General features: G+C 73.4%; 15 protein-coding genes and 1 pseudogene. 4 read left to right on the plus strand and 12 right to left on the minus strand.

Translation table 11 applies throughout. The features are described 5' to 3' along the window. Positions 1–73: 73 nt before the first annotated feature. Positions 74–4720, plus strand: coding sequence for a putative T7SS-secreted protein (locus ABTY62_RS20505; RefSeq protein WP_352130849.1), 4647 nt, complete (start codon positions 74–76; stop codon positions 4718–4720). 59 nt (positions 4721–4779) lie between these two features. Here ABTY62_RS20505 and ABTY62_RS20510 read toward each other — a convergent pair whose 3' ends face one another. From ABTY62_RS20510 to ABTY62_RS20535, 6 genes and pseudogenes are all read right to left on the minus strand, one after another. Further along, the gene (locus ABTY62_RS20510; protein ID WP_352130850.1) at positions 4780–6609 is read right to left on the minus strand and encodes a glycoside hydrolase family 9 protein; all 1830 of its coding nucleotides are present in this window, start codon (positions 6607–6609) and stop codon (positions 4780–4782) included. Positions 6610–6701: 92 nt separating this feature from the next. Further along, a complete protein-coding gene (locus tag ABTY62_RS20515) occupies positions 6702–7697 on the minus strand; it encodes a cellulase family glycosylhydrolase (RefSeq protein WP_352130851.1) in 996 nt (331 codons plus the stop codon). 8 nt (positions 7698–7705) lie between these two features. Next, a pseudogene (locus ABTY62_RS20520) lies at positions 7706–8449 on the minus strand (SGNH/GDSL hydrolase family protein); the annotation flags it as partial. Between the two features lie 240 nt (positions 8450–8689). Next, positions 8690–9610, minus strand: a complete 921-nt coding sequence (locus tag ABTY62_RS20525; RefSeq protein WP_352130852.1) for an HpcH/HpaI aldolase/citrate lyase family protein — start codon at positions 9608–9610, stop codon at positions 8690–8692. Further along, entirely contained in the window at positions 9600–10838 is a 1239-nt protein-coding gene (locus ABTY62_RS20530) for a CaiB/BaiF CoA transferase family protein (protein ID WP_352130853.1), read from the minus strand. Before ABTY62_RS20530 ends, ABTY62_RS20525 begins: the two co-directional genes overlap by 11 nt. Before the next feature lie 86 nt (positions 10839–10924). Beyond that, complete coding sequence (locus ABTY62_RS20535; protein ID WP_352130967.1) at positions 10925–11860, minus strand: LysR family transcriptional regulator; 936 nt, start codon at positions 11858–11860, stop codon at positions 10925–10927. A 144-nt stretch (positions 11861–12004) separates the two neighbouring features. Here ABTY62_RS20535 and ABTY62_RS20540 point away from each other — a divergent pair, with 144 nt between their 5' ends. After that, entirely contained in the window at positions 12005–13309 is a 1305-nt protein-coding gene (locus ABTY62_RS20540; RefSeq protein ID WP_352130854.1) for a CitMHS family transporter, read from the plus strand. Between the two features lie 83 nt (positions 13310–13392). Beyond that, positions 13393–15507 (plus strand): 3-hydroxybutyrate oligomer hydrolase family protein, encoded by a 2115-nt coding sequence (locus ABTY62_RS20545; RefSeq protein WP_352130855.1) that lies wholly within the window; start codon positions 13393–13395, stop codon positions 15505–15507. Positions 15508–15519: 12 nt separating this feature from the next. On the opposite strand, the gene ABTY62_RS20550 is transcribed toward ABTY62_RS20545, so the two are convergent. The 6 genes from ABTY62_RS20550 to ABTY62_RS20575 form a co-directional block, all read right to left on the minus strand. Beyond that, positions 15520–16587: a zinc-dependent alcohol dehydrogenase family protein gene (locus ABTY62_RS20550; RefSeq protein ID WP_352130856.1), complete on the minus strand. Its 1068-nt coding sequence runs from the start codon at positions 16585–16587 to the stop codon at positions 15520–15522. A gap of 46 nt (positions 16588–16633) precedes the next feature. Then, a complete protein-coding gene (locus ABTY62_RS20555; protein ID WP_502997488.1) occupies positions 16634–19048 on the minus strand; it encodes a GH92 family glycosyl hydrolase in 2415 nt (804 codons plus the stop codon). Positions 19049–19232: 184 nt separating this feature from the next. Next, a complete protein-coding gene (locus tag ABTY62_RS20560) occupies positions 19233–20024 on the minus strand; it encodes an SDR family NAD(P)-dependent oxidoreductase (RefSeq protein WP_352130969.1) in 792 nt (263 codons plus the stop codon). A 94-nt stretch (positions 20025–20118) separates the two neighbouring features. After that, positions 20119–20472: a hypothetical protein gene (locus ABTY62_RS20565; protein ID WP_352130857.1), complete on the minus strand. Its 354-nt coding sequence runs from the start codon at positions 20470–20472 to the stop codon at positions 20119–20121. 62 nt (positions 20473–20534) lie between these two features. Then, positions 20535–21692, minus strand: a complete 1158-nt coding sequence (locus ABTY62_RS20570; RefSeq protein WP_352130858.1) for an amidohydrolase family protein — start codon at positions 21690–21692, stop codon at positions 20535–20537. Between the two features lie 3 nt (positions 21693–21695). Further along, on the minus strand, positions 21696–23078 hold the full coding sequence (locus ABTY62_RS20575) for a type I glutamate--ammonia ligase (RefSeq protein WP_352130859.1): 1383 nt from the start codon (positions 23076–23078) through the stop codon (positions 21696–21698). 261 nt (positions 23079–23339) lie between these two features. Here ABTY62_RS20575 and ABTY62_RS20580 point away from each other — a divergent pair, with 261 nt between their 5' ends. Then, complete coding sequence (locus ABTY62_RS20580) at positions 23340–24482, plus strand: glycoside hydrolase family 88/105 protein (protein WP_352130860.1); 1143 nt, start codon at positions 23340–23342, stop codon at positions 24480–24482. The last annotated feature ends 2 nt before the right edge of the window (positions 24483–24484 follow it).

Genomic DNA, 24484 nt, shown 5'->3' on the forward strand with positions numbered 1-24484 from the left:
GTAGGCTCACCGCTGCACCTGCACACGTACGGGGGTACACGCGGTGGGACTCGGGGATTTCATACCTGATCCGGTGCAGCGCTTCGTCGAGGATCAAGTGGAGAACGTCGGCGAGGCCGTCGACGGAGTGGGCGACTTCACCGCCGACCGGCTGGACGGCATGGGCTGGGCCGACGGGGCCGACTGGGTCCGGCGTACGACCGACTCGGCCGCGAACGCGCTGGGCGCGGACGTCGGGGAGATGCGGCTGGACCAGACCGAGGAGCCGGGGCAGCTCATCCACGGCAGCCCCGACAGGCTGCGGGCCACCGCGGACCACCTGACCGCCTTCGAGAACGCCTTCAACGACGTCGGCAAGGGGCTCCAAGGCGTCGGCCCCGACGCCCTCGAGACCCTGAAGGGACGGTCCGCCGCGGCCTTCACCCGACGGGTGTCCGCCGAGCCGAAGAAGTGGTACGTCGCGGCCGACGCCTGCGGAGAGGCGGCCGCGGCGCTGCGCGAGTTCGCCGAGACGGTGGAGTGGGCCCAGAAGCAGGCCGACGAGGCCGTCCGCGCCTACCGCAGGGGCCGGAAGGCGTCCGAGGCGGCCCCCGCCGGCCGGCACGCCGGGGCGTCCGCCGGCCACGACCCGGGCGGCGCCGACATCGAGGCCGCCCAGGACGTCCTCGGCGAGGCGCGGCGGCAGCGGGACGCGGCACACCTCACCGCTCAGCGGGCGGTGGCGGCGGCGCGCGACAAGGCCCCGCGCAAACCCTCGTACCTCCGGCGGGCGGCGGACGGGGTGGAGGGGCTGCGGCTGGACGGAAGCCACTTCGTCGGCGGCGTGGTCAAGGGCACGGCGGGGCTGGTGGACTTCGTCCGCTCCGTGAACGCCCTGGACCCCTACAACCTCACCCACCCCGCCGAGTACGCCACCCGCCTCAACGACACCGCCGCCGGTCTGCTCCGGATGGCGAACGACCCGGCCACTGCGCTGCGGGCCATGTGGGACTCCTTCGAGAAGGACCCCGCGGAGGGCCTGGGGAGACTGGTGCCCGAACTGGTCGGCACCAAGGGCCTCGGGGGTGTGCGGTCGTTCGCCACCGCCGGCAAGGACCTCCTGAAGGCCGCCGAACGGGCCCCGAGCAGGGGCTGGAGGCCCAGCAGCTGGAAGGGGAAGTCCGGCGGCCACGCACAGCTCGAGAAGGACGGCGCCGCGCCGCACAGCGCGCCCGACTCCGCCAGGACCACCGGCCACACCGACCCGGTGGACCTGGCCACCGGGAAGATGTATCTGCCGCAGACCGATGTGTCCCTGCCCGGCCTGCTGCCGCTGGTGTTCTGGCGCAGGGCCGAGTCCGGCTACCGCGCCGGGCGCTGGTTCGGCCCCTCGTGGTCCAGCACGGCCGACCAGCGACTGGAGATCCTCGACCGGGGCGTCGTCCTCGTCGGCGCCGACGGACTGCTGCTGTCCTACCCGCACCCCGCCCCCGGGGTGCCGACCCTGCCCGAACTGGGCCCGCGGTGGCCGCTGGAGCGCACCCCCGGCGGCGACTACACGGTCACCGACCCGGACACCGGCCATGTCCGGCGGTACACCGGCCCCGCCGACGGGCCGCCCGGCGCGGACGGCGAGGCGCCGCTGACCGAGATCTCCGACCGCAACGGCCACCGCCTCACCTTCACCCACGACGCCGACGGCACCCCCACGGGCATCGTCCACGACGGCGGCTACCACCTGACGTTCGCCACCGAGGGCGGCCGGATCACCGCCCTGCGCCTGGGCGAGACCGAACTCGTCCGCTACGGCTACACCGACGGCGACCTGACCGAGGTCACCGGCTCCAGCGGGCTCCCGCTGCGCTTCGAGTACGACACCCACCACCGGGTCATCGCCTGGGTGGACACCAACGACCGGCGCTACGAGTACGTCTACGACGACCGCGACCGCGTGGTCTCCCAGGGCGGCACCGAGGGCCATGTCGCGCTCTGTATCGACTACGACGGCGCCGACCCGGACACCGGCCACCGCGTCACCGCGGTCCGCACGCCCGATGGCGACACCACCCGCTACCTGGTCGACGACCGCTGCCGGATCGTCGCCGTCACCGACCCGCTCGGCAACACCGTCCGCACCGGAACCGACCGCCACGGCCGCCCGCTGGCCCACACCGACGCGCTCGGGCACACCACCCGCTACGCGTACGACGGGGCCGGCCGCCTGGCCCGGCTGACCACACCGGACGGTCACACCCGCACCCTCGCCCGCAACCGCCTGGGGCTGCCGGTGGAGTTCACCGACGCCGACGGGACGGTGTGGCGCCACACCTACGACGAGCGCGGAAACCGCACCGCCACCACGGACCCCGCCGGCCACACCACCCGGTACGGCTACGACGAGCGCGGGGCCCTGACCTCGGTCATCGACCCCCTCGGCGGGACCACCCGGATCCGCTGCGACTCGGCGGGCCTGCCGCTGGAGATCACCGATCCGCTGGGCGCCGTCACCACCTACCACCGCGACGCCTTCGGCCGCCCGACCGCCGTCACCGACCCCCTCGGCGCCACCACCCGCATGGAGTGGACGGCCGAGGGCAGGCTCGCCACGCACACCGACCCGAATGGCGCCCGGCAGAGCTGGCGTTACGACGGCGAGGGCAACTGCGTGGCGCACACCGACGCCCTGGGCCGGGTCACCTCGTACGAGTACACCCACTTCGACCGGGTGGCCGCCCGCACGGGGCCCGACGGCGCCCGCGTCGAGTACACCTACGACACCCGGCTGCGGCTCACCCGGGTGACCGATCCGCAGGGCCTCACCTGGACCTATGCGTACGACCCGGCGGACCGCCCGCTGAGCGAGACCGACTTCGACGGCCGTACGTCCACCTACCGGTACGACGCCGCCGGCCGGCTCGTCTCCCGCACCAACCCCCTGGGCCAGACGGTCGTCCTCACCCGGGACGCCATGGGCCGGATCGTGCGCAAGGAGGCGGACGGCCGGGTCACCACCTTCGCCTGGGACCCGGCCGGCCGGCTGGCGTCCACCGAGGGTCCCGACGCCCAACTCGCCTTCCACCGCGACCTGATGGGCCGGGTCAAGTCGGAGCTGTCCGGCGGGCGGGTCCTGGCGCACACCTACGACGCGCTCGGCCGGCCCGTCCGGCGCGTCACCCCCTCCGGCGCGCTGTCCTCCTTCGCGTACGACGCCGCCGGCCACCGCACCACGCTCAAGGCCGGCGGCCACACCATCGCCTCCGCGTACGACGTGGCCGGCCGCGAGACCTCCCGCCGCATCGGCGCCGGCGCCACGCTCGCGCAGCTCTGGGACCCGGCCGGCCGGCTGACCGAGCAGACCCTCGCCGGTCACCCCCCGGCCGCCGAAGGCGCCACCGTGCAGCGCCGGGTGTACACCTATCGCGCCGACGGCCATCTGACCGGAGTCGACGACCACCTGCGTGGCGCCCACGGTTTCGAGCTCGACCCGGTGGGCCGGGTCACGGCCGTCCACGCCCCCGGCGGGCGGGGCGAGAGCTACGCGTACGACGAGGCGGGCAACCAGACCTTCGCCTCCTGGCCCGCGCCGTTCGCCGCACACTCCGACGCCACCGGCCCCCGCGCCTACACCGGCACCCGTGTCACCCGCGCGGGACGCGTCCGCTACGCGTACGACGCGGCGGGCCGGATCACCCTGAAGCGGCGGAGCAGGCTCTCACGCAAGCCGGACACCTGGCGGTACGCATGGGACGCGGAGGACCGGCTGACCTCCGTCACCACCCCCGACGGCACCGTCTGGCGCTATCTGTACGACCCGCTGGGCCGGCGCACCGCCAAGCTGCGGCTCGCCGCCGACCGCGAGACCGTCGTCGAGCGTGTGGACTTCGTCTGGGACGGCTCCACGCTCGTCGAGCAGACCACCACCGGGCAGGTCCGGCCCGAGCCGACCACCCTCACCTGGGACCACGACGGGCTCCGCCCGGTCGCGCAGACCGAGCGCGTCACCGACGACATGGGCCGTCGGGAGATCGACCGGAGATTCTTCGGCATCGTCAGCGACCTGGTGGGCACCCCCAGCGAACTCCTCGACGAGAACGGCGACATCGTCGCGCGCCACCACGCCACCCTGTGGGGCGCGGCCGGCCCCGCGGCGGCCGAGGAGGCGCACACGCCACTGCGCTTCCCCGGCCAGTACCACGACCCCGAAACCGGACTCCACTACAACCGGTTCCGCTACTACGACCCGGAGACCGCCCGCTACACCAGCCCCGACCCGCTCGGCCTGGCCGCCGCGCCCAACCCCGTCGCGTATGTGGCGAACCCGCACGCCTGGGTCGACCCGCTGGGCCTCTGCCCGTGTGCGCCCGGCACCTCGCATGCGGGGCGGCCGGACGGCGACACCGTTCTCAGCGGCCACGGTGCCATCTGGTCGGAGGACACCCGTCCGGGCCGAGAGGTCATGGTCACAGTCCCGAAGGGGACGAGACTCCACCTGTACGTCGAGCACGGCGAGATGCTCAAGAATCCGAGGGCCAACCGCATCGAGCTCGGCACCGAGCCGCTGGGCTCGGCCAAGGTCGTCGAACCGGGCCAACAGGTCTGGGACTATTCGCTCTTCCCGCCCGCCGATCTGACGATCATGGGCAATCCGGTGACGGTGACGAGGGAGACCCCGCTCTCGCAGCTGCTCCAGCCGAACATGGGCAACGTGCACTGGGCGGCGTGCCGGGAGGTCATACCCTGAGCGGGGGGCTCTGGGCCCCCACTCGGGGCCGCTCAGCCCGTTCAGCCCGTTCAGCCCGCTCAGTGCTCCGCGGCGAACGCGGCCAGCCAGGCCAGCGGGGCGTTCCAGTTGATCGCCACCTCGTTGGTCGAGTACGAGCCGATGTCGTCGATGTAGCACCTGGCCGCCGCGCACCCCGGCAGCTTCTCCTGCGCCACCGGGTCCTGAAGGGCGGAGTCCGGGCCGCCCGCGAGCGATCCGGCGGGCGGGTTGGGCAGCGAGGCGTCGTACTGGTGGGCCCAGAAGCGGTGGTGCTGGTTGCGGGACGCCTGCTCGCCGTAGCCGGACACATAGGACTGGCCCAGCGCGTTGCGGCCGAGCAGATAGTCCAGCGCCTCCAGCGCCCCGTCGCGGTAGCGCGCCTGCCCGGTCAGCTCGTACGCGACGGCGATGACGCTCGCGTTGTTGGCCACCTGGCCGTTGGAGCCCCACACATAGCCGTCCACCGGCAGTGGCACCGCGTAGCCCTGGCGGGCCATGGCGGCCAGATAGCCGTCGGCGGCCGTGACCACCGAGGCGCGCACCCGGGCCCGGTCGTCGGCGGCCAGGCCGTTGGGGACGGTGGCCAGGGTGATCCGGCCCAGGGCGGCGGTCTCGGGCCAGGCGAAGCCGAGCGGGGTGAAGGCGTCGGCCGAGGTGTGGAAGGGCGAGGAGGTGACCGCGTCCCGGTACGCGCTCTCGCCGGTGGTCGCGTAGAGCTCGGCCGCCGCCCAGTAGAACTCGTCGTCGACCCGGGCGTCCCCGTACGCCCCGCCACCGGTGCCGTCCGAATCCGGCGCGAGCACGCTCGGGTTGGCCTTCGCCGCGGTCCAGGCGCGGCGGGCGGAGGCCAGGCAGCGGGCGGCGAAGGTCTTGTCGTACGCCGCGAACACCCGGGCGCACTGGGCCGTGGCCGCCGCCAGGTTGAGCGTGGCCGCGGTCGACGGGGCGTGCAGCTCGCGCGGCTGGGAGTCCTGCTCGGGCCGGGTGGGCAGACCGGTCCACTGCGCGTCGTGGATCTTGTGGAAGGCCATGCCCGCCCGCGGCTTGCCCTCCGGGATCTGCATCCGCATCAGGAACTCCAGCTCCCAGCGGGCCTCGTCGAGCACATCGGGGACGCGGTTGCCGCGCTCGGGCACCCGCAGCGTGGCGTCCCCGAGCGCGGCCTGGTGTCCCGCGCGCTTGGCACGCTCGAAGGAGTTCACCGTCTGCCACACCGCTATGCCGCCGTTGACCACGTACTTGCCCTGGTCACCGGCGTCGTACCAGCCCCCGCGGACATCCCGGGCGTAGTCGCACACCCCGGCCTGGCACGGAACGCCGGTGTCCCCCTTGTTCGGCGCGACGCCCAGGTGTCCCGCGGGCCTGGCGTACGCCGCCCCCGCCAGCGACGCCTCGATCGGGATGCCGCTGCGCTGCTGGTAGAAGAAGGACATCGCGTCCGCGCGCAGCCCGTCGTACAGGTCGGCGCGGATGTCGAACGGGTGGCTCGCCAGGCCGTCCACGGTGAGCGTGTAGCCGTTGCCCGTGCCCCGGTACGAGGAGAAGTCCACGAGGTGCGTGGAGTCGCCCGAGGCGGCGTCCGCTCCGCGCACGGCGGTGGTGCCCGAGGCGGCCACGGTGCCCTTGGCGTCCCGCAGCTGCCAGGGCAGCGCGGTGGTGGCGGCGGTGACGACGGTGGCGCGCTTGGGGCCGCCGGGCAGATAGCCCAGCTGGTTGACCTGGACGGCGGAGGGCGCCGCCGCGGCGGCTGGGGTGGCCGGAGCGGCCGGGGCGGCCGGGGCGGCCGGGGCGGCGATCAGGAGCAGCGCGCCGGCCAGCAGAGCGGCGGCGGCGCGGGCACCGCGCGGACGGGGAAGGCGAGCGGGCATGACGGACCTTTCTGTCGAGGTCGAGGTCGAGGTCGCGCGGTGTCCGGCCGGCGCGCGGCTGCGGACGGCGGCTGATCGGTCGTGGCGGCGGCTCAGCGGTAGATCGTGGCCTCCTTGGCGGTGGCGGCGATGCCGTTGGCCCCCTTGAAGATCCGCTGGCCCCAGCTGGTGAGGGCGGCCGCGTCGAAGTTGGTGGCCATGTCGAGATACTCGACCCCGCCGCTGTTGCCGCTCCAGGACCAGCCCAGATAGCCGAGCCCGAGCGACTGCGCGGTGGCCATGATGGCGTCCTCGTCAGGGTTGCCGTCGGAGTGGTTGTGCCCGAACTCGCCGACGACAATGGGCAGTTTGGCATTGACGAAGCGGGTGAGATAGTCCTTGACCTCGGCCGCGGTGTCGAACACGCCGTACATGTGGATGGAGAAGACCGTGTTGCGGTCCGGGTCGGCGGCCAGCACCGAGGCGGCGTTGTCGCGCATGGTGAAGGTCCAGTCCTGGCCCCAGTTGGGCGCGTCCGCCATCAGCGCGTTGTGGATCCCGGCGTTGCGCAGCTTCACGATGGCGGCCTTGGTGTCCGCCGTCCAGGCGGCGGCGTTGTTGTTGCCGTACGGCTCGTTGCCGAGGTTGACGACGGCGTAGTTCTCCTGGCCGGCCAGGGCCGAGCGGACGCCGATCCAGTAGTCGGCGGCGCGGGCGAGGGTGACCGCCCCGCCCTGTTCGCCGTAGCCGGTGGTGTCATGGGCCTCCAGCACACAGATGAGCCGGTTCTGCTTGCACTGCGCGACGACGTTGGCCACGTCGGCGGTGTCGTTCTTCGTCCAGCGGTCCCCGGTGCTCAGCACCACGCGCACCGTGTTGGCCTTCAGGGCCTTGATGTCGGACAGGGCCTTGGCGGTCCTGGTCGGAAACCAGGTGTGGGCGTGGTTGACCCCGCGCATCACGAAGTCGGAGCCGTTGCCCTCGACCAGCCGGCCGTTGCTCACATGCAGGCCGGTCGCCGCGTGGGCGGTCGGGGCGAGGGCGAGGGCGGACATCAGGACGGCGGCGACGGCGCCGAGCGCGGTGCCGATACGGGTCGTGGCGCGCATTATCGGCTCCCGGGAGCGCTCGGGGCCCGGTTCGTCCAACCGGGTGTCAGCAGCTTGGTGAGCGCGGGGTACCAGCGGGCGGCGATCTTGTTGTCGCCCGAGGCGTTGGGGTGCACCCCGTCGTAGGTGTCGGTGGCGGTGGAGAAACCACTCCATTGGTCGACCGCGACCACCGGGGAGCGCGAGGTGCTCTTGGCCGCAGCCCACCCGGGGATCTGGGCGTTGAGTGCCGTCACCCGGGCGGCGCACTCCGGACACGATCCGGGGTTCATGGGGAGGATCTGCGCCACGAGCACCTTCATGTCGGGGTTGCTCTGGCGCATCTGGTCCACGAGGGTGCTGTAGGCGGCCAGGATCCGGTCCGGGGCGATATTGCTCCAGACGTCGTTGGTGCCGAAGTGCATGACAACGATGTCCGGACGGGTGGCGGCGAGCCAGCCGGGGAGCTGGTTCTGCTGCGCCACTGCCGTCGCCAGGAAGCCGCCGTGGCCCTCGTTGTCGCCGTCGTACGGCACCCCACAGCCCTGCGGGCCGAGCGTGCCGACGAAGTCGACGGAGGTGTAGCCGGTGCTCTGGAGCTTGTTCCACAGCACTGCCCGCCAGCATCCGGGCGAGCCGGTGATCGAGTCGCCCAGCGGCATGATGCGCACCGGCGCGGCGGCGGTGTCCGCGGCGGCGGCGGTGGTGTCCGGCGTGGCGGTCACGGTGTCGGTGGCGGTCGCGGTGTCCGGCGCGGGGCCCAACGGCCCCATCGCGGTCAGGGCGAGGGTCAGTGCCGGGATCGCCAGGAGTGTCCTCAGAAGCCTCGTTCTCCGCACGGCCGTTCCTCCTCGGCTCGGTGGGGGATGGGAGCGCTCCCAATCGTGTGTAACCACGTTGCTGGAGTGCGTCAAGGGGCTGGACGGGTGATCTGGGTCGGCGGCTTCGTGGTGCATACGAGACGGCGACACGCCGTGGCTTCGGCGTGTCACCGTCTCCAACTCACCACAAGTTCAGGCAGGGGGCGAGTTGTGCCGGGCGAGGGTGCGGCGCGCGGTCTCCGCCATCGCCTCGTCCACCATCCGCCCCTCGAACAGCACCGCGCCCTCGCCCCGCGCCTGCGCCGCCGCCACCGCCGCCACCAGCCGCTCGCACCGCGCCAGCTCCTCGGCGTCCGGCGAGAACACCTCGTTGACCACCGCCACATGAGACGGGTGGATCACCGCCATCCCCTCGTACCCCAGCGCCCGGTTCCGCTCCGCGAACCGCCGCAGCCCCGCCAGGTCGGCGACATCCGCCCACAGCCCGGCCACCGGGTGCGGGCTGCCCGCGGCGCGCGCGTCCAGCAGCACCCGGGCGCGCAGCGCGTGCGTCTCCTCGCCGCCCGGGCTCCAGCGGTAGCCGACCGCGCGCTCCACGTCCCCGCCCGGGGCGGTCAGCGCGCCCAGGTGCGCCACCCGGCCGGCGGCCCGCCCGATGTCGTACGCCTCGCGCAGCCCGCGGGCCGTCTCCAGCAGCGGCACCAGCGCGATCCGCCCCTCGGGCAGGCCCGCCTCGCGCTCGCACCACGTCAGCAGCCGGTCGGCCACCCGTACGTCGTCGGTGCGGTCCACCTTCGGCAGCACCACGCCGTACAGCCCCGCCCGCGCCACCGCGCGCAGATCGTCCGCGCCCGCCCAGCCCGCCCCGGGGTCCAGCGGGTTGATCCGTACGAGCAGCCGCATCGGCCCCGCTGCCTGTTCGACGGCCTCGGCCACCGCCTCCCGCGCCGCCTCCTTCGCGCCCTGGGGCACCGCGTCCTCCAGGTCGAGGATGGCCGCGTCGGCGCCCGCCGCCTCGGCCTTGGCCAGCCAGCCGGTCCTGCTGCCGGGGACGAACAGCAGCGAGCGCAGCGGCGCGCGGCGGTCGTCCGAGCCGTCGTGGTCAGATGACACCCTGGCCCTCCAGCTTCGCCAGCCGCTCCTCGTCGATGCCCAGCCACTGCCCGTAGACCAGGCCGTTGTCCGCGCCCAGCGCGGGACCGGTGCGCCACACCGCGCCGGGGTTGCGGCGGAAGTGCGGCAGCGCGGCCTGCATCCGGACGGGGCCGAGGTCCGGGTCGTCGACGGTGACGATGTCCTCGCGCTCGGCGTAGACCGGGTCGGCGACGATGTCCGCCGCGCTGAACACCCGGGAGGCCACCACCTCGGCGCGCTCGAACGCCGCCAGGCACTCCTCGGCCGGGCGCGCGGCCACCCAGGCACGCAGCGCGTGATCCAGCCGCTCCCGCCCGGCGTGCTGCGCCTCCACGGTCGCGTACTCCGCCTCGTCCAGGCCCAGCAGCCGCACCACATTGAGCACCGAGCGGGTGGTGGCCGAGGTGACGGTCAGCCAGTCGCCGTCGCCGCTGCGGTAGGTGTTGATGACGGCGGCGGGGGCGACGGCCAGCTGGTTGCCGGCCCGCTCCGGGGCCGCGCCGAGCTGGTCGTACGCGATGACCTGCCACTCCACCAGCCGGAACAGCGGCTCGAAGAGGGCCAGGTCGATCCATTCGCCGTCGAAGTCCGGGTCGGTGTCGCGGCGGTGCAGCGCGGCCAGGATCGCGAAGGCGCCCATCAGGCCGGTGACCGCGTCGCCGTGCGAGAAGCCGGTGTGCACGGGCGGTCCGTCCGGGAAGCCGGTCAGATGCACCACCCCGCTGCGGGCCTCGCCCATCTTGCCGAACCCCGGGGCGTCGGCCCGGGAGGAGGTCGCGCCGAAGCCGGAGATCTGGAGCAGGATCGCCTTGGGGTTGACCGTGTGCACGGCCTCCCAGTCGAGCCCCCAGGTCCGCAGCCGTCCCGCGCGCAGGGTCACGATGACCACATCGGCCCAGGCGATGAGGTCATGGGCGATCCGCCGCCCCTCCTCGTGGTGCAGATCGAGGGTGACGGAGCGCTTGTTGCGGCCCGCGACCTTGAACCACAGCGGCACGCCGTCGCGCCGGGGCCCCATGGCCCGGGCCGCGTCGCCCGAGCCCGGGGGCTCCACATGCACCACGTCGGCCCCTTGGTCGGCGAGCATCGCCCCGGCGAGGGGGCCCGCGACGACATGGGCGAACTCCACCACCTTCAGGCCGGTCAGCTGTCCCCGCTGTCCCTGCTGCCCCTGAGGCGCTCGGCTGTCGCTGTTCAGACGGTCCATAAGTGTCAGGCTGCGGGCTCGGCCATATGCGGGTCCAGCAATGAACGGGCATCAATTCATGCCGATCTCACAATAGTTGCCCGTGGTCAGGCTTCGCTCCGCTCCCAGAAGACCCCGTCGGGCAGCTCATGGCCCGCGTCGCGGAACTCCTCCAGCTGCTCCAGAAAGCGGCGCGCTCCTGGCGGCAGCGCCCGCCGCGCCGGAACCACCACATGCAGCCGCCGCTCCACCACCGGGTCCACCAGCGGGCGGCGCACCAGCTTCCCGGGGGCCACCAGCGGATGCACCAGGGCGGGCATGGCGGACACCCCGAGCCCCGCCGCCACCAGCCCGCCCACTGTGGCCACGTTGGACGCCTCCGCCGCCGGGTCCGCCGACAGTCCCGCCTGGGCGAAGGCGGCGTCCGTCATCCGGCGCACGCTGGAGTCCGCGCCCACCGCCAGGAACGGCTCGCGGCCCAGCTCCTCCCAGCTCACCTCGGACCGCTCGGCGAGCGGGTGGCCCTCGGGAAGCACCGCGTCGAAACGGTCGCGGACCAGCGGGCGCAGCCGTATCCCGGCCGTGCGCCGGGCCACGGTGGACACCGCGAAGTCGGCGTCCCCGTCCACCACCCGCTCCAGCACCGGCCGTTCCAGACCGTCCAGCAGCCGTACGGTCACCTCGGGGCGGCGGGCGCGGAAGGCGGAGATCACCGGCGGCAGCAGCACGGCCGCCACCGAGGGGAGGGTGGACAGCGCCACCGTGCCGCGCTCACCGGAGACATAGCGCCCCAGCTGCGCCAGGCCCGCCCGGTGCGCGGACAGGATCTGGTCCGCTATCCGCAGCGCCTCCGACCCGGCCGGGGTCAGCCGCACATTGCGGGTGTCGCGCTCCAGCAGCCGCATATTGAGGGTGCGTTCGAGGTCCGCGACGGCGCGGCTCAGCGAGGACTGGGACACATGCAGTTCGGCCGCGGCGGCGGTGAAGCTCTCGGCCCGGGCCACCGCGGCGTACGCCGCGAGCTGGCGCAAAGTGACGTCCATCATGAAGCGGGAGGATAGGCGCGCGCGCCGCGCCGGGGAACTGTTGCGCTAAACGCATGGACAGATCTGTGTTCGATGCTGGACGCGGATCTTTCGCCGCTCGGAAACTCATCGGCAACATCCGAGGAAAGAAAGCGAGCGGCCATGCTGGCAGCACTGGGCTTCTGCACGATCGGCGGCTTCCTGCTGCTCACCATGACCAAACGGGTCTCGGTGCTGGTCGCCCTGGTCCTCACCCCGGTGGTCACCGCGGTCATCGGCGGATACGGGGACGACCTGGGCCCGATGGCGCTGGACGGGCTGTCCAAGGTCGCCCCCACCGGCATCATGATCGCCTTCGCGGTGCTCTACTTCAGCCTGATGATCGACGCCGGCCTGTTCGAGCCGCTGATCCGCGGCATTCTGCGCATCGCCCGCAGAGACCCCCTCCGCGTCACCGTGGGCACCGCGGTGCTGACGATCTGTGTGGCGCTCGACGGGGACGGCGCGTCCACCTTCCTCATCACCGTCTCCGCGCTGCTGCCCGTCTACCGGCGGCTGGGCATGAGCCGGCTGGTGCTCGCCGGGGTGGTCGCCCTCGGCGCGGGCGTGATGAACCTGATGCCGTGGGGCGGCCCCACCGCGCGGGCGGCCGCCGCGCTGAAGCTGGACACCTCCGATGTGATCACCCCGCTGCTGCCCGCCCTCGCCGCGGGCATCGCCTGGGTGCTGCTGGCCGCGTACTTCATCGGCCGCCGCGAGCGCCGCCGGCTCGGCACGATCGCCGAGCCGAGCGAGGAGGTGGCGGTGGGCGACGGCCCCGGCACGCCCCGGGTGGCCGCGCGGGCCGGCACCGCGCTGACGGTCTTCAATCTGCTGCTCACCGTCACCCTGCTGGTCTGCCTGGTACTCGAAGTCATGCCGCTGCCGGTGCTGTTCGTGCTCGCCTTCGTGATCGCGCTGCTGGTCAACCACCCCGGCTGGGAGGAGCAGCAGGCCCTGCTGGAGAAGCACGGCAACAGCGTGGTGCTGGTCACCACCATGATCTTCGCCGCGGGGGTGTTCACCGGCATCCTCACCGGCACCGGAATGATCGAGAAGATGGCCCACGCCATGGTCGAGGTGATCCCCGACTCCCTCGGCGGCCATCTGCCCGTGCTGGTCGCGGTGACCAGCATGCCGCTGAGCCTCGTCTTCACCCCCGACGCCTACTACTTCGGCATCCTGCCGGTGCTGGCCGGCACCGCCGACTCCTTCGGCACCGACCCGTCCGAGGTCGCCCGCGCCGCCGTCCTCGGCCAGATGACCACCGGCTTCCCGCTCAGCCCGCTCACCGCCTCCACCTTCATCCTGGTCGGCATGAGCGGCGTACAGCTCGGGGAGCACCAGCGGTTCATCTTCCGCTGGGCCTTCGGCACCACGCTCGTGATGACCGCCGCCGCCCTGCTGACCGGCGCCCTGCCGCTGTGACACCACCCCAGGTTGTGACACCAGCCCAGGCTGTGACACCACCCCAGGAAAAAACTCTCAGGAGACGACTCCCAGGAGACGACGTGCCCAAGTCCGCACGCTGGCCGGCCCCGCGCCGCTCGGCCGCGCTCCCGCCCCTGCTGGCCGCGGCGCTCACCGCCGCCCTCGTCCCGGCGGCCACGGCCACGGCCACGGCCGCCCCCGCCCCCGGCACCCCCATCCCCGCCTACATCACCGCGCTGAGCTCCGTACGGTACGACGGCGCGAGCGACGACCTGCTCACCGCCGGGCTCGGCTTCTCCGGGCTGCGCGCCCCCGCCCCGCCCGCCCCGGCCGACCCCGACCGGCCCACCGCCGCCGAGCTGCGCCGCCAGGCCATCTGGGCCTCCGCCGGGCTGTCCGCCGGGACCGGCGGCGGCCTGGGGCGGCTGTACGGGCCCAATGTGGACCGCGGCCGGCCGGTCCCCGGCGACGGCAAGATCGCGGGCGTCGAGTACCGCGCGGTCGCGGGCAGCGGCTCGCACAGCGTCGGCTTCGTCGTCCAGGTCCCCGACGACTTCGACCGGGCCCGCCCCTGCGTCGTCGCCGCGCCCGCCTCCGGCCTGGGCGGCGTCTACAACATGGCCGGCACCGCCGGGGCCTGGGGGCTGCACCGCCGCTGCGCCGTCGCCTACACCGACAAGGGCATGGGCCCGGCCTTCGACGATCTGCACTCGGGCACCGTCATGGCGCACGACGGCACGACCGGCCCCCGCGCCGCGACGGGGGACCGCGCCGCGTTCGACGCCGGGCTGAGCGACGCCGAGCGGGCCCGGTTCGACGCCGGGCGCCCGTACCGCGTCGCGTACAAGATGGCGCACGCCAGGACCAACCCGCAGGCCACCTGGGGGCGCGATGTGCTGCGCTCGGTGGCGCTGGCCCTCGCCCTGCTCGGCCGCGACCGGCGCGAGGGCGCGCCCCGCGGCGGCTACACGCCCGCCACCACCACCGTCATCGCCACCGGCGTCTCCAACGGCGGCGGAGCGGCCGTCGCCGCCGGAGAGGACGACCGACGGGGGCTGATCGACGCGGTCGTCGCCTCCGAGCCGCAGATGAACCTTGCGCCGCTCGACGGGGTCCGGGTCAGCCAGGGCGGGCGCGCGGTGCCCGCCGCCGGAATGCCGCTGATCCGCTACAACTCCCTCGCCTCGCTGCTCCAGCCGTGCGCCGCGCTCGCCGAGCCCACCGCGCCCGGCTACGCCTCGCTGGACATCGCGGCCGCCCGCCGCCGCTGCGCGGCCCTCGTCGGCGACGACCCCCGGCTGATCTCCCGGCGCGACGCGGAGCGGGCGGGTCCTGACGGGCTGCCCCGGCTCGCCCAGGAGGCTCTGGTACGCGCCGGATACCAGCCGCAGTCCGGCTATCTCCAACTCGCGCACTACGACCCGCAGACGCCCGCCTCGTACGCCATGAGCTACGCCCGGGCCTCGGTCGCCGACTCCCTGTGCGGCTACGGCTGGGCCCGCACCGACGCCTCGGGCACCCCGGTGCCGTACCGCGCCGCCGAACTGGCCGCCGCCTTCGGCACCAGCTCCGGCCGGGCCCCGGCGCCCGGGGTGCTGATCGACGAGAACGCGCCGGGCGGGCCCGTCGCCGACGCCAAGTCGCAGGGCCCCGACGGCCGTCACGACTACAACCTGCGCGGCGAGACCTGCGTCTACCAACTGGCCTTTGCCCGCGCGGGGGCGGAGCGTCGGTGGGCGGAGCGGCTGGCCGACGGGCTGGACGTCACCCGGCGCACCGGCGATCTGCACGGCAAGCCCACGCTGATCGTGCACGGCCGCGACGACGCCCGGGTCCCGGTCAACCACAGCTCCAGGCCCTATCTGGGGCTCAACTCCCGTGCGGAGGACGGCCAAGGCACCGTCTCGTATGTCGAGGTCACCAACGCTCACCACTTCGACTCCACGGCACCCGGCTTCGACAACCGCTATGTGGCGCTGGGCTACTACTACCAGCAGGCCCTGGACCTGATGTGGCAGCGGCTGGACGGGCGCGGGAAGCTGCCGCCCAGCCAGGTCGTGCGCACCGTTCCCCGGGGCGGCGAGCCGGGCCACGCCCCGGACCTGACACCCGCCAACATCCCGGACATCACGGACCGCCCGGCCGCCGGGGACCGCGTCCGCATCACCGGGAACACGGTACGGATCCCGGGCTGAGCCGCCCCGCCCTCACCGCCGGGCGGCCGTCGGGGGGCGCCGGGGCTCGATGACCGTGACCCCGGCGCCGCCCGCCGCCCCCATCGCCATCAGGGCCTCGGGCACCTCGTCCAGGCCGATGGTGTCGGTGACCAGCAGGTCCGGCCGCAGCGTCCCGGCCTCCACCATCTCCATCATCGGCCCGTACGCGTGGGCGGCCATGCCATGGCTGCCCAGCAGCCGCAGTTCGAGCGCGATGACCCGGTCCATCGGCAGCATCGGGCTCCCGGCGGCCGGCGGCAGCAGGCCGACCTGGACATGGCGCCCGTGCCGCCGCAGGCTGTTCACGGACGCCGCGCAGGTCCGCGGGGAGCCCAGCGCGTCCAGCGACACATGGGCGCCCCCGCCGGTCGCGTCCGCGACCGCGTCCGCCACGGACCCCAGCGTCGAGGCCGCGTCCACGCACACCTCCGCGCCGAACCGCCGGGCCAGGGCCAGGGCCCGCGGCGAGATGTCCACCGCGACCACCCGCGCCCCCGCCGCGGACGCGATCATGACGGCGGACAGCCCCACCCCGCCGCACCCGTGCACCGCGACCCACTCGCCCGGGGCCACCCGGCCCTGCGCCACCACGGCGCGGAAGGCCGTCGCGAAGCGACAGCCGAGACCGGCCGCCGTGGTGAAGGCCAGCTCGCCGCGGATGCCCACCAGGTTCACATCCGCGTTCTCGATCGCCACGTACTCCGCGAAGGAGCCCCAGTGGGTGAAGCCCGGCTGCGTCTGCCGCTCGCACACCTGCTGCGCACCGTCCGCGCAGGCGGCGCAGCGCCCGCAGGCGCAGACGAAGGGCACGGTGATGCGCTGCCCGGGGCGCCAGTTCAGCACCTCGGACCCCACCTCCTCGACCACGCCCGCCAGCTCATGGCCGGGTACGTGCGGCAGCCGGATGCCGGGGTCGTGCCCCATCCAGCCGTGCCAGTCGCTGCGGCACAGCCCGGTCGCCTCGACCCGGATGACCGCGCCGCGCCGCGAGGGAGCCGGGTCCTCGACCTCTCGGACCTCGGGCCGTTGCCCGAAGGCATCGAACACCACAGCACGCATGGACCCGCTCCCTCGCTCAGACGCACATGGTGGGGGGCGGTAGAACCTACACCACGTCCGGCCCCCGCCGACCGGCCCCACCCACCGAGGGCGGTTCGGCGCCCGGCCCGGTGCCCCAGGAGCCCGGCTCGGTGCCCAGCCGGTGGACGAGCGAGCCGCCGTGGGCGACCGCGGACCACGGCAGCCAGGTGCGCGCCAGGTCCCGTCCGTCGAGCGACACGCCGCGCACATAGCGCCGCTCGTCGCTCGCGCCGGGCGCGTTGACGGTCAGCGTGCCGCCCTGCCGGGAGCCGTAGCGGCCGATGCTGCCAATACGGATGATCGCCGATTCGAACTGCGGGCTGGAGACGGCCAGGAAGTCGCCGCCGCTCATGGTCGGGTAGAGGCCGAGCGAGGAGAAGACGTACCAGGCCGACATGGTGCCCAGGTCGTCATTGCCCGTCATGCCGTCCGGCCCGGTGGTGAACAGGGTCATCGCCGCCCGCACCACGGTCGCGGTCTTCGCGGGCGCGCCCGCCCACAGATACATGTACGGGGCGTGCAGATCCGGCTCGTTGTTCGGGTTGTAGGTCGGCTTGCCGTAGTAGTCGTACGGGGCCGAGATCCAGTCCCGGCGCGCGGTGCCCGCCGGGTCGGTGAGCAGCTTGTCGTAGGCGAAGAAGGAGTCCAGGCGCCGCTCGGTGGCGCGCCGCCCGCCCATCAGCCCGACCAGCCCGGCCGGGTCCTGAGGCACCAGCCACTGGTACTGATAGGCGCCGCCCTCGTGGAACTGGCGGCCCGCCTCCACCGGGTCGTACGGCGTGACCCAGGCGCCGTCCGCCGTGCGCGGCCGGAACTGCGCGATCGAGGGGTCCCACAGCTTCCGGTACCACTGGCCGCGCTCGGCGAACATCCGGGCGTCGGCGCGGTGTCCGAGCCCGCGCGCCATCAGCGCGAGCGCCGCGTCGGCCGCGGAGTACTCCAGGGTCGCCGAGGCGGGGTGGACACAGTCGTTGTCGCCGCCCTTGTGGGCGCAGTCCTCGCCGAGCTTCAGCCCCGACGGGACATAGCCGAGCCTGCGGTAGTAGTCCACGCCCGAGCGCCCGTTGTAGGGGGAGTCGGCGGGCGGGGTGGTGGTCGCGTTGCGCTTCAGCAGCGCGTACGCCTCCTCCTCGTGCCCGGCCAGCAGGCCCTTGGACCACGCCTCGACCAGGAAGGGGGTCACCGGGTCCCCGGTCATGATGTTGGTCTCGCTCTCGGCGAGCGCCCACCTCGGCAGCCAGCCGCCGTCCCGGCCGATCCCGACGACCGACAGCGCCACATCGCGCGCGACCCGCGGCTGGAGCAGCTCCAGCAGTTGGTTCTGCGGCCGGTAGGTGTCCCACAGTGAGAAGTTCTGGTACGGCGTGTAGCCGGTGGCGGTGTGCGTCCGGCCGTCGAAGCCGGTGTAGCGGCCGTCCACGTCACCGGCCAGGTTCGGGTGGAGCTGGGCGTGGTAGAGCGCGGTGTAGAAGGCGCTCTGCCGCTCCTGGGTGTCACCGCCGATCCGCACCGAGTCCAGCTGCCGCTCCCAGGTGTCGCGCAGCTTCGCCCGCGTGGCGTCGAAGTCGTAGCTGTCGCCGGTCTCCGCCGCCAGGTTCTTGCGGGCGCCGTCCAGGCCGGTGTACGACAGGCCGACCTTGACCACGACGTCCCGGTCGGCGGTCGCGTCGAAGGTGGCCCAGGCGCCGTTGCCGCCCTCCCCGGCCGCCTCCCGGGAGCCGGGGGTGGCGGTGGTGCCGCGCCAGGTGCCGTACGAGGCGAAGGGCCGGTCGAAGGTGGCGGTGAAGTAGACGGTGTGCTCGTCCTTGCCCGCGCAGAAGTTCCCCGCGCGCACCCGGCCCTCGACGGTGCGGTCGCCGACCACGCGCACCTCGGAGTCGAACACCTTCTGATTGGCCTTGCCGGTGTTGAACAGGACGTTGGCCGCGCCGGTGGCGGGGAAGGTGTAGCGCTGCCAGCCGGTGCGCTCGGTGGCGGTCAGCTCGGCGTCGACGTCGTAGCTGGTGAGCCCCACCCGGTAGTAGCCCGGCGTGGCCTCCTCGTCGTCATGGGAGTAGCCGGAGCGGTAGTGCTCGGGGTTCACGTCGGTGACCGGACCGGTGGTGGGCATCAGGGGCAGCTCGCCCGCCACGCCGCAGCCGACGCCGGACAGATGGGTCTGGCTGAAGCCGTAGATGGTGTTCTGCGCGTAGTCGTAGCCGCCCTGACCGCCGGTGTCCGGGCTGACCTGGACCATGCCGAAGGGCGTGCTGGCGCCGGGGAAGGTGTTGCCGAAGTTCTGCGTGCCCACGAACGGGTTCACGAGCGAGGCGGGCTCGGCCGCCGGGGCCGCGGCGGCGCCCGGCGGGCCGAGCAGCCCGCCGAGGAGCAGCACGGCCGCCGCCACCGAGGTGACCGCTCTTGCCGCGCGGGTACGCATCCGACCGACCAGTGGTCTCAAGGGGGACCTCCGTTGACAACGTTGTCCGGCCAGGGTCGCCAGGACCCTAGCACGGGCGCCGCGCCCGGGGGAGTGCTGTGAAGTCCCGTGCCAGGAAAGCGCGTTGCTGTGAAAGTGGTGTCCGGCGGGCCTTGACGCCTGCGAGCAGGGGAAAGATCGGCCGGACACCACCCGGGTCCGCCGTTCAGCGGTTGTGCCGTTGGCCCTCGGACAGCTGACGCGACGTCCGTTCGGCCCCCGCCCCGCGCTGCGCCACCGCCGCCAGGCTCGGGAAGAGCCCGCCGAGGGCGCTGCCCAGGCGCAGTTCGAGCGGGGCGATGTTCACCTCGGCGCGGTCCCGCTCGACGGCGCGCAGGGTGGCCACCGCCACCTGGCGGGCCGAGACCGTACGGACGCCGGGCGGCGTGGTCGCGCCCGAGTCCGCGAACATCCCGGTGTCGCGCACGAATCCCGGCTGCACCACGGAGACCCCCACCCCGGTGCCGTGCAGATCCTGGCGCAGCCCGAGCGCGAAGCCGCGCAGCCCGAACTTGGTGGCGTTGTAGAGCGCCGCCCCGGGGGAGGCGGTACGGCCCGACAGCGAGCCGATCATCACGATATGACCGGAACCCGCCGCCACCATCCGCGGGGCCAGCGCCCTGGCCAGCTGGAGCGGGGCGCGCAGATTGACCTCCAGGGCGCGGTCGAGCTGCTCGGGGGCGTAGTCGAGGACCTTGCCGCTGGACTGGAGCGCCGCGTTGGCGATGAGGATGTCGGTCTCCGCGGCCTCGTCGATGAGCCGCTCCAGCTGGTCCCGTTCGGCCAGGTCGGCGACGACGGCACGGGCGCCCAGCCGGTCGGCCAGTGGCCGCAGCACGTCCTCGCGGCGGCCGGTGAGCAGCAGCTTTGCGCCCCTGGCCGCGAAGGCGCGGGCCAGTGACTGCCCGAGGCCTCCGGTCGCTCCGGTGAGCAGGACGGTCGCGCCGGCGATCCGCATGCGTTTCTCCTCCGCGTAGTGGCTGGTCCAGGTGGTGACCGTACGGCCGGTCCGTACCGGACGAACGGTACTGCCCAGCCGCGCGCGGCTCATGTCATGATCGCCCGGGGTCCATGCCGCTCACCCGCGCGATGGCCTCCACCTCCAGCCGGTCGCGCTCACGCTCGGCCCCGAAGTCCACGACCAGCCGCAGGCCGTGCGGCCCGAGCAGGCTGGTCAGCTCGGCGAGCTCCTCTCCGAACGCGGGGGTGAACCGGTCCTGGTCCTGCGGAGAGAACTCCACGTCGACGCTGTCGCTGACGCCGTCGCTGCGGTGCATGATGGCGTCGTTGATGCCCCGGAGGATGCGCAGCAGGAGGTCGTACGAGTCGGGGTCCAGACGGTTCTGGAGCTCGGCCAGCCGGTAGGCGAACTGCTTGGCGCGCTCCAGGAAGTGCTCTTCGTCCATGGCTCCATCGTGGCGAAAAGCGGCGTCGGGCGCGCTGGTGACAGATGATTTTCCGGCCGACTCTAGATATCGCCGGTGATCGTGCTGTTCAGGCCGTAGACTCTCCGGGCGTTGTCCGCGGCCACCAGGGCCGCCACCCGCTCCGCGTCCGCCGCGCACCAGGCGCCGTCGCGGACCCAGCGGGCGAGCAGTCCGTCCAGGGCTTCCTGAAAGAGCCGCGCCCCGACCACGTACAGCTCGGGCAGCCCATAGGCGTCGGTGGAGAAGAGCACCTTGCCGAAGGGCGCCACCTCGAGCACCTCGGCCAGCACGGCCCCGGCCCGCGCCCCGGTGTGCGTCAGGGCGAGCCCCACATCGGCGTAGACATGCGGGAAGACCGCGGCCAGATAGGCGGCGCCGCGGTGGTACGGATAGCCGTGCAGCAGGATCAGCGCACATCCGGTGGGGCGCACGGCGCGGATGAAGTCGGTGAGCAGCAGCGGGTCGCAGCGGTCCAGCCGCAGATCGGGGTCGCCGAACCCGGTGTGCAGCTGTAGCGGCAGCGCGGTGTGCGCCGCCGACCACAGCAGATGCCGCAACAGCACCGGGTCCGCGACCCGTGCGGCGGCCGGGCCGCCCGAGGCGCGGGCGGCCAGCCAGCGGTCCGCCGCCGCGCGCAGCGGGGCGGGGGCGGGTGGCGTGGGGTCGAGGTCCAGCCCGTAGCGGTAGCCGGCCACCGACTTGAACCCGGCGGCGGTGCGCGCGGCCGCGCGCACCGCGTCGCCGAGCGCGGCGAGGAAGGAGTCGGCGGTCCGTGAGGTGTCCGCGACCCGCTCGGCCAGGTGTTCCAGCCGTACGATCTCGCGGGCCGCGCCCCCGGCGGCCTCGGCCAGCTCCTGAGGGCTCGTCAGATCACCGGGCAGCCCGGTGTCCACCAGGAACTCGGTGACGCCCGCGGCGCGCAGCAGCCGCCGGGTGGCCTCCGCCGCGCCGAGCTCCCGCCGCCGGGCGAGATAGCGCTCGGGCGGGCAGTGGGGCGCGAGGCCCAGGAGGGGCGGGCACCAGCGGCGCACCGCGAACCCCAGCTGGGTGTCGAAGTAGCTGGTGCCGGGCGCGGCGGGCGCGTCCGACTCGGTGAGATACGCCTCGAACGCCGCGCTGTCCAGTTCGCCGCGCACCACGCCGTGGCAGTGGTGGTCCACCAGCGGCGGCCGGGGCCGCGCCGCGCGGTCGGCGGCCATGGCTCAGTACCTCCGGCGGGTGGCCGCGGCGATGTCCTGCGCGCTCGCCCCCTGGAACAGCTCGCTCTCGGCGCGGCGCACGGCGGCGACGGACTCGAAGAGCGGGTCGCCCAGCGCCTCCCGGAGCGTGTCCGAGGCGTCGAAGTGTTCCAGGGCGGCGGACAGCGAGGTCGGCAGCCGCCGTTCGTGGCCCTGGCGCGCCGGGTCGCCGGCCACCGGCGGGGGCAGGCTCAGCCCGGCGTCGAGCCCGGCGAGCCCGGCGGCGATGACCGCGCCCGTCACCAGATACGGATTGGCTGCCTGGTCGAAACACTTGACCTCGGCGTTGGCCCCGCCGGGGTCCCCCGGCGCGCCGGTGACGAAGCGCAGCGCGGCCTCGCGGTTCTCCGGCCCCCAGCACTGGTACGCCCCGGCCCAGCGGGAGGGCTCCAGCCGCAGATAGCTCGCCGGTGACGGGGCGCCGACGGCCAGCAGCGCGGGCAGCGCGCGCAACACCCCGGCCAGGAAGGCCTCGCTCGTCGCCGTCATGCCGCACGGCCCGTCCCCGCCCCGGCACAGATCGCGGTCTCCCTGCCACAGGCTCAGATGCAGATGGCCGCCGTTGCCCACGGCGCCGGGGGTGACCGCGGGGGCGAAGGACGGCTCCAGGCCGTGCTGTGCGCTGACCCCCCGGATGGTCTGGCGCACCAGCACGGCCAGGTCGGCCGCGCCGACCGGGTCGGCGGGCGCCACGGACACCTCGAACTGCCCCGCCGCGTACTCGGGGTGCAGCTGCCGCACCTCGAGCCCCTGGGCCTGGAGCGCGTCGAGCAGGTCGGCGAGATAGTCGGAGAGGTCCACCAGGCGGGTCATCCCGTAGGCGGGGCCCGCGGTGGGGTAGCGCAACGCCGACTCCGACTCCGACCCCGACTCCGGCGCCGAGCCGCCCGCCGTGGTGACGACCCACTCGGTCTCGAAGCCCATCAGCACATCGAAGCCGCGCTGCCGGGCCCGCTCGGCCATGCGGTGGGCGAACCGGCGCTGGCACACGGGGTGTTCCCGCCCGCTCACGTCGTAGCGGTCCACGGGGGCCCAGGCCCAGCGGGGCTGGGCGGCCAGCGGGGTGAGCCGGTCGAGGTCGGGGAAGAGCCGCAGATCGCCGTCGGGTCCGCCGACGTGGCGGCTGGTGGTCATGGAGTCGTCGACGAGGTAGACGTCGAACACGGGGGACATGCCGACGCCCCACTCGGCGGCGTGTTCGAGCCGTGCGGTGGGCACGGCCTTGACGCGGGTGAGGCCCGCGTTGTCCACCCAGGTCAGGGCCGCGCCGACGATTCCCTGGGCGGCCAGCCGCCCGGCCTCCTCGCGCGCCCGCGTCCGGGCCTGTGCGCGGTGTTCGGTGTCCATGGGCGGCTCCTGTCGCAGGGTGCGCTCATCCGGTGTGCGTGCGGGTCTCCGATGCCTAACGCGGGTGGGTCCGCGAGCGTTACTGGGGTGGGTGAGGTCCGACCTCTCGATGAAAATCGCGCCCTCAGATCTGGCTCATTTCCTGGCAATTGACCCATTGCTGCATCCAAATATCAGATCTATTCTTGGCGTGCTCAGAACAATCACCTGGCGCGAACACGGATACCGGACACCGAACACCGGACACTCGGGAGAAGACCAGTGATCAGACGCAGGACCGTACTCGCGAGCACCCTGGGCATCACCGGCGGCCTCCTCCTCGGGGCGACCGCGGAGGCGGCCCCGGCCGACTGGTCCCGGGCCGTGGTGGACTCCACCATCGCCCGCAACCCGGACCCGAAGTCCCTGGGCGGCTGGGGCTACACGCGCGGGCTGTTCCTCTACGGCACCTACGGGGTGTACCAGCGGGTCAAGGAGCCGTCCTACCTCGCGTACATCAAGCGGTGGGTGGACTATTACGTGGACGCGGACGGCCACATCAACCACAGCTTCGACAACCTGGACGCCATGCAGTCCGGAAACCTGCTGCTGATCCTCCACAAGGAGACCGGCGATCCGCGGTACCGCACCGCCGCCGACCAGATCCGCACCCGCATCACGACCTATCCGCGCACCACCGACGGCGGCATGTGGCACGCCACCGGCAAGACCAACGAGCTGTGGGCGGACGGCGTCTTCATGGCCCAGCCGTTCCTGCTGCGCTACGGGCTCGCGTACGGGGACGAGGCCTACGCGTACGACGAGGTCACCCGCAACCTGGCCGTGTACTTCACCCACCTCAAGGCGTCGAACGGGCTGCTCTACCACGCGTACGACGCCGACGGCGACGCCCCCTGGTCGCCCGACCCCGCCACCGGCACCTCCGCCTACCACTGGGCCCGGGCCATCGGCTGGACCGCGATGACCCATATCGAGGTGCTGGAGTTGCTGCCCGCGAACCACCCCCGGCGGGCCCAGCTCATCGCCAACGTCAGACACCTGGCCAAGGGGTTCGTCCGCTACCAGGACCCGGGCACCGGCCGCTGGTTCCAGGTCGTGGACAAGGGGAGCGAGGCGGGCAACTGGACCGAGACCTCCGCCTCCAGCATGTACACCCTGATGCTGCACGCGGCCCTGCGGCGCGGCTACATCGCCGGCGGCGCGTATGTGTCCGCCGCGCGCCGCGGCTACCAGGGCGTCCTGGAGAAGGTGAGCGTCAACGCGGACGGGCTGACCGACATCGCCGACATCAGCGAGGGCACCAACGTGGGCGATCTGGCCTACTACTTCGGCCGCAAGCGCAACACCAACGACCTCCACGGCCTGGGCGCCTTCCTCCTCATGAACGAGCGCCTCGCACACTGACC

Source organism: Streptomyces sp. NPDC097640 (assembly GCF_040302705.1).
Classification (GTDB): Bacteria; Actinomycetota; Actinomycetes; order Streptomycetales; family Streptomycetaceae; genus Streptomyces.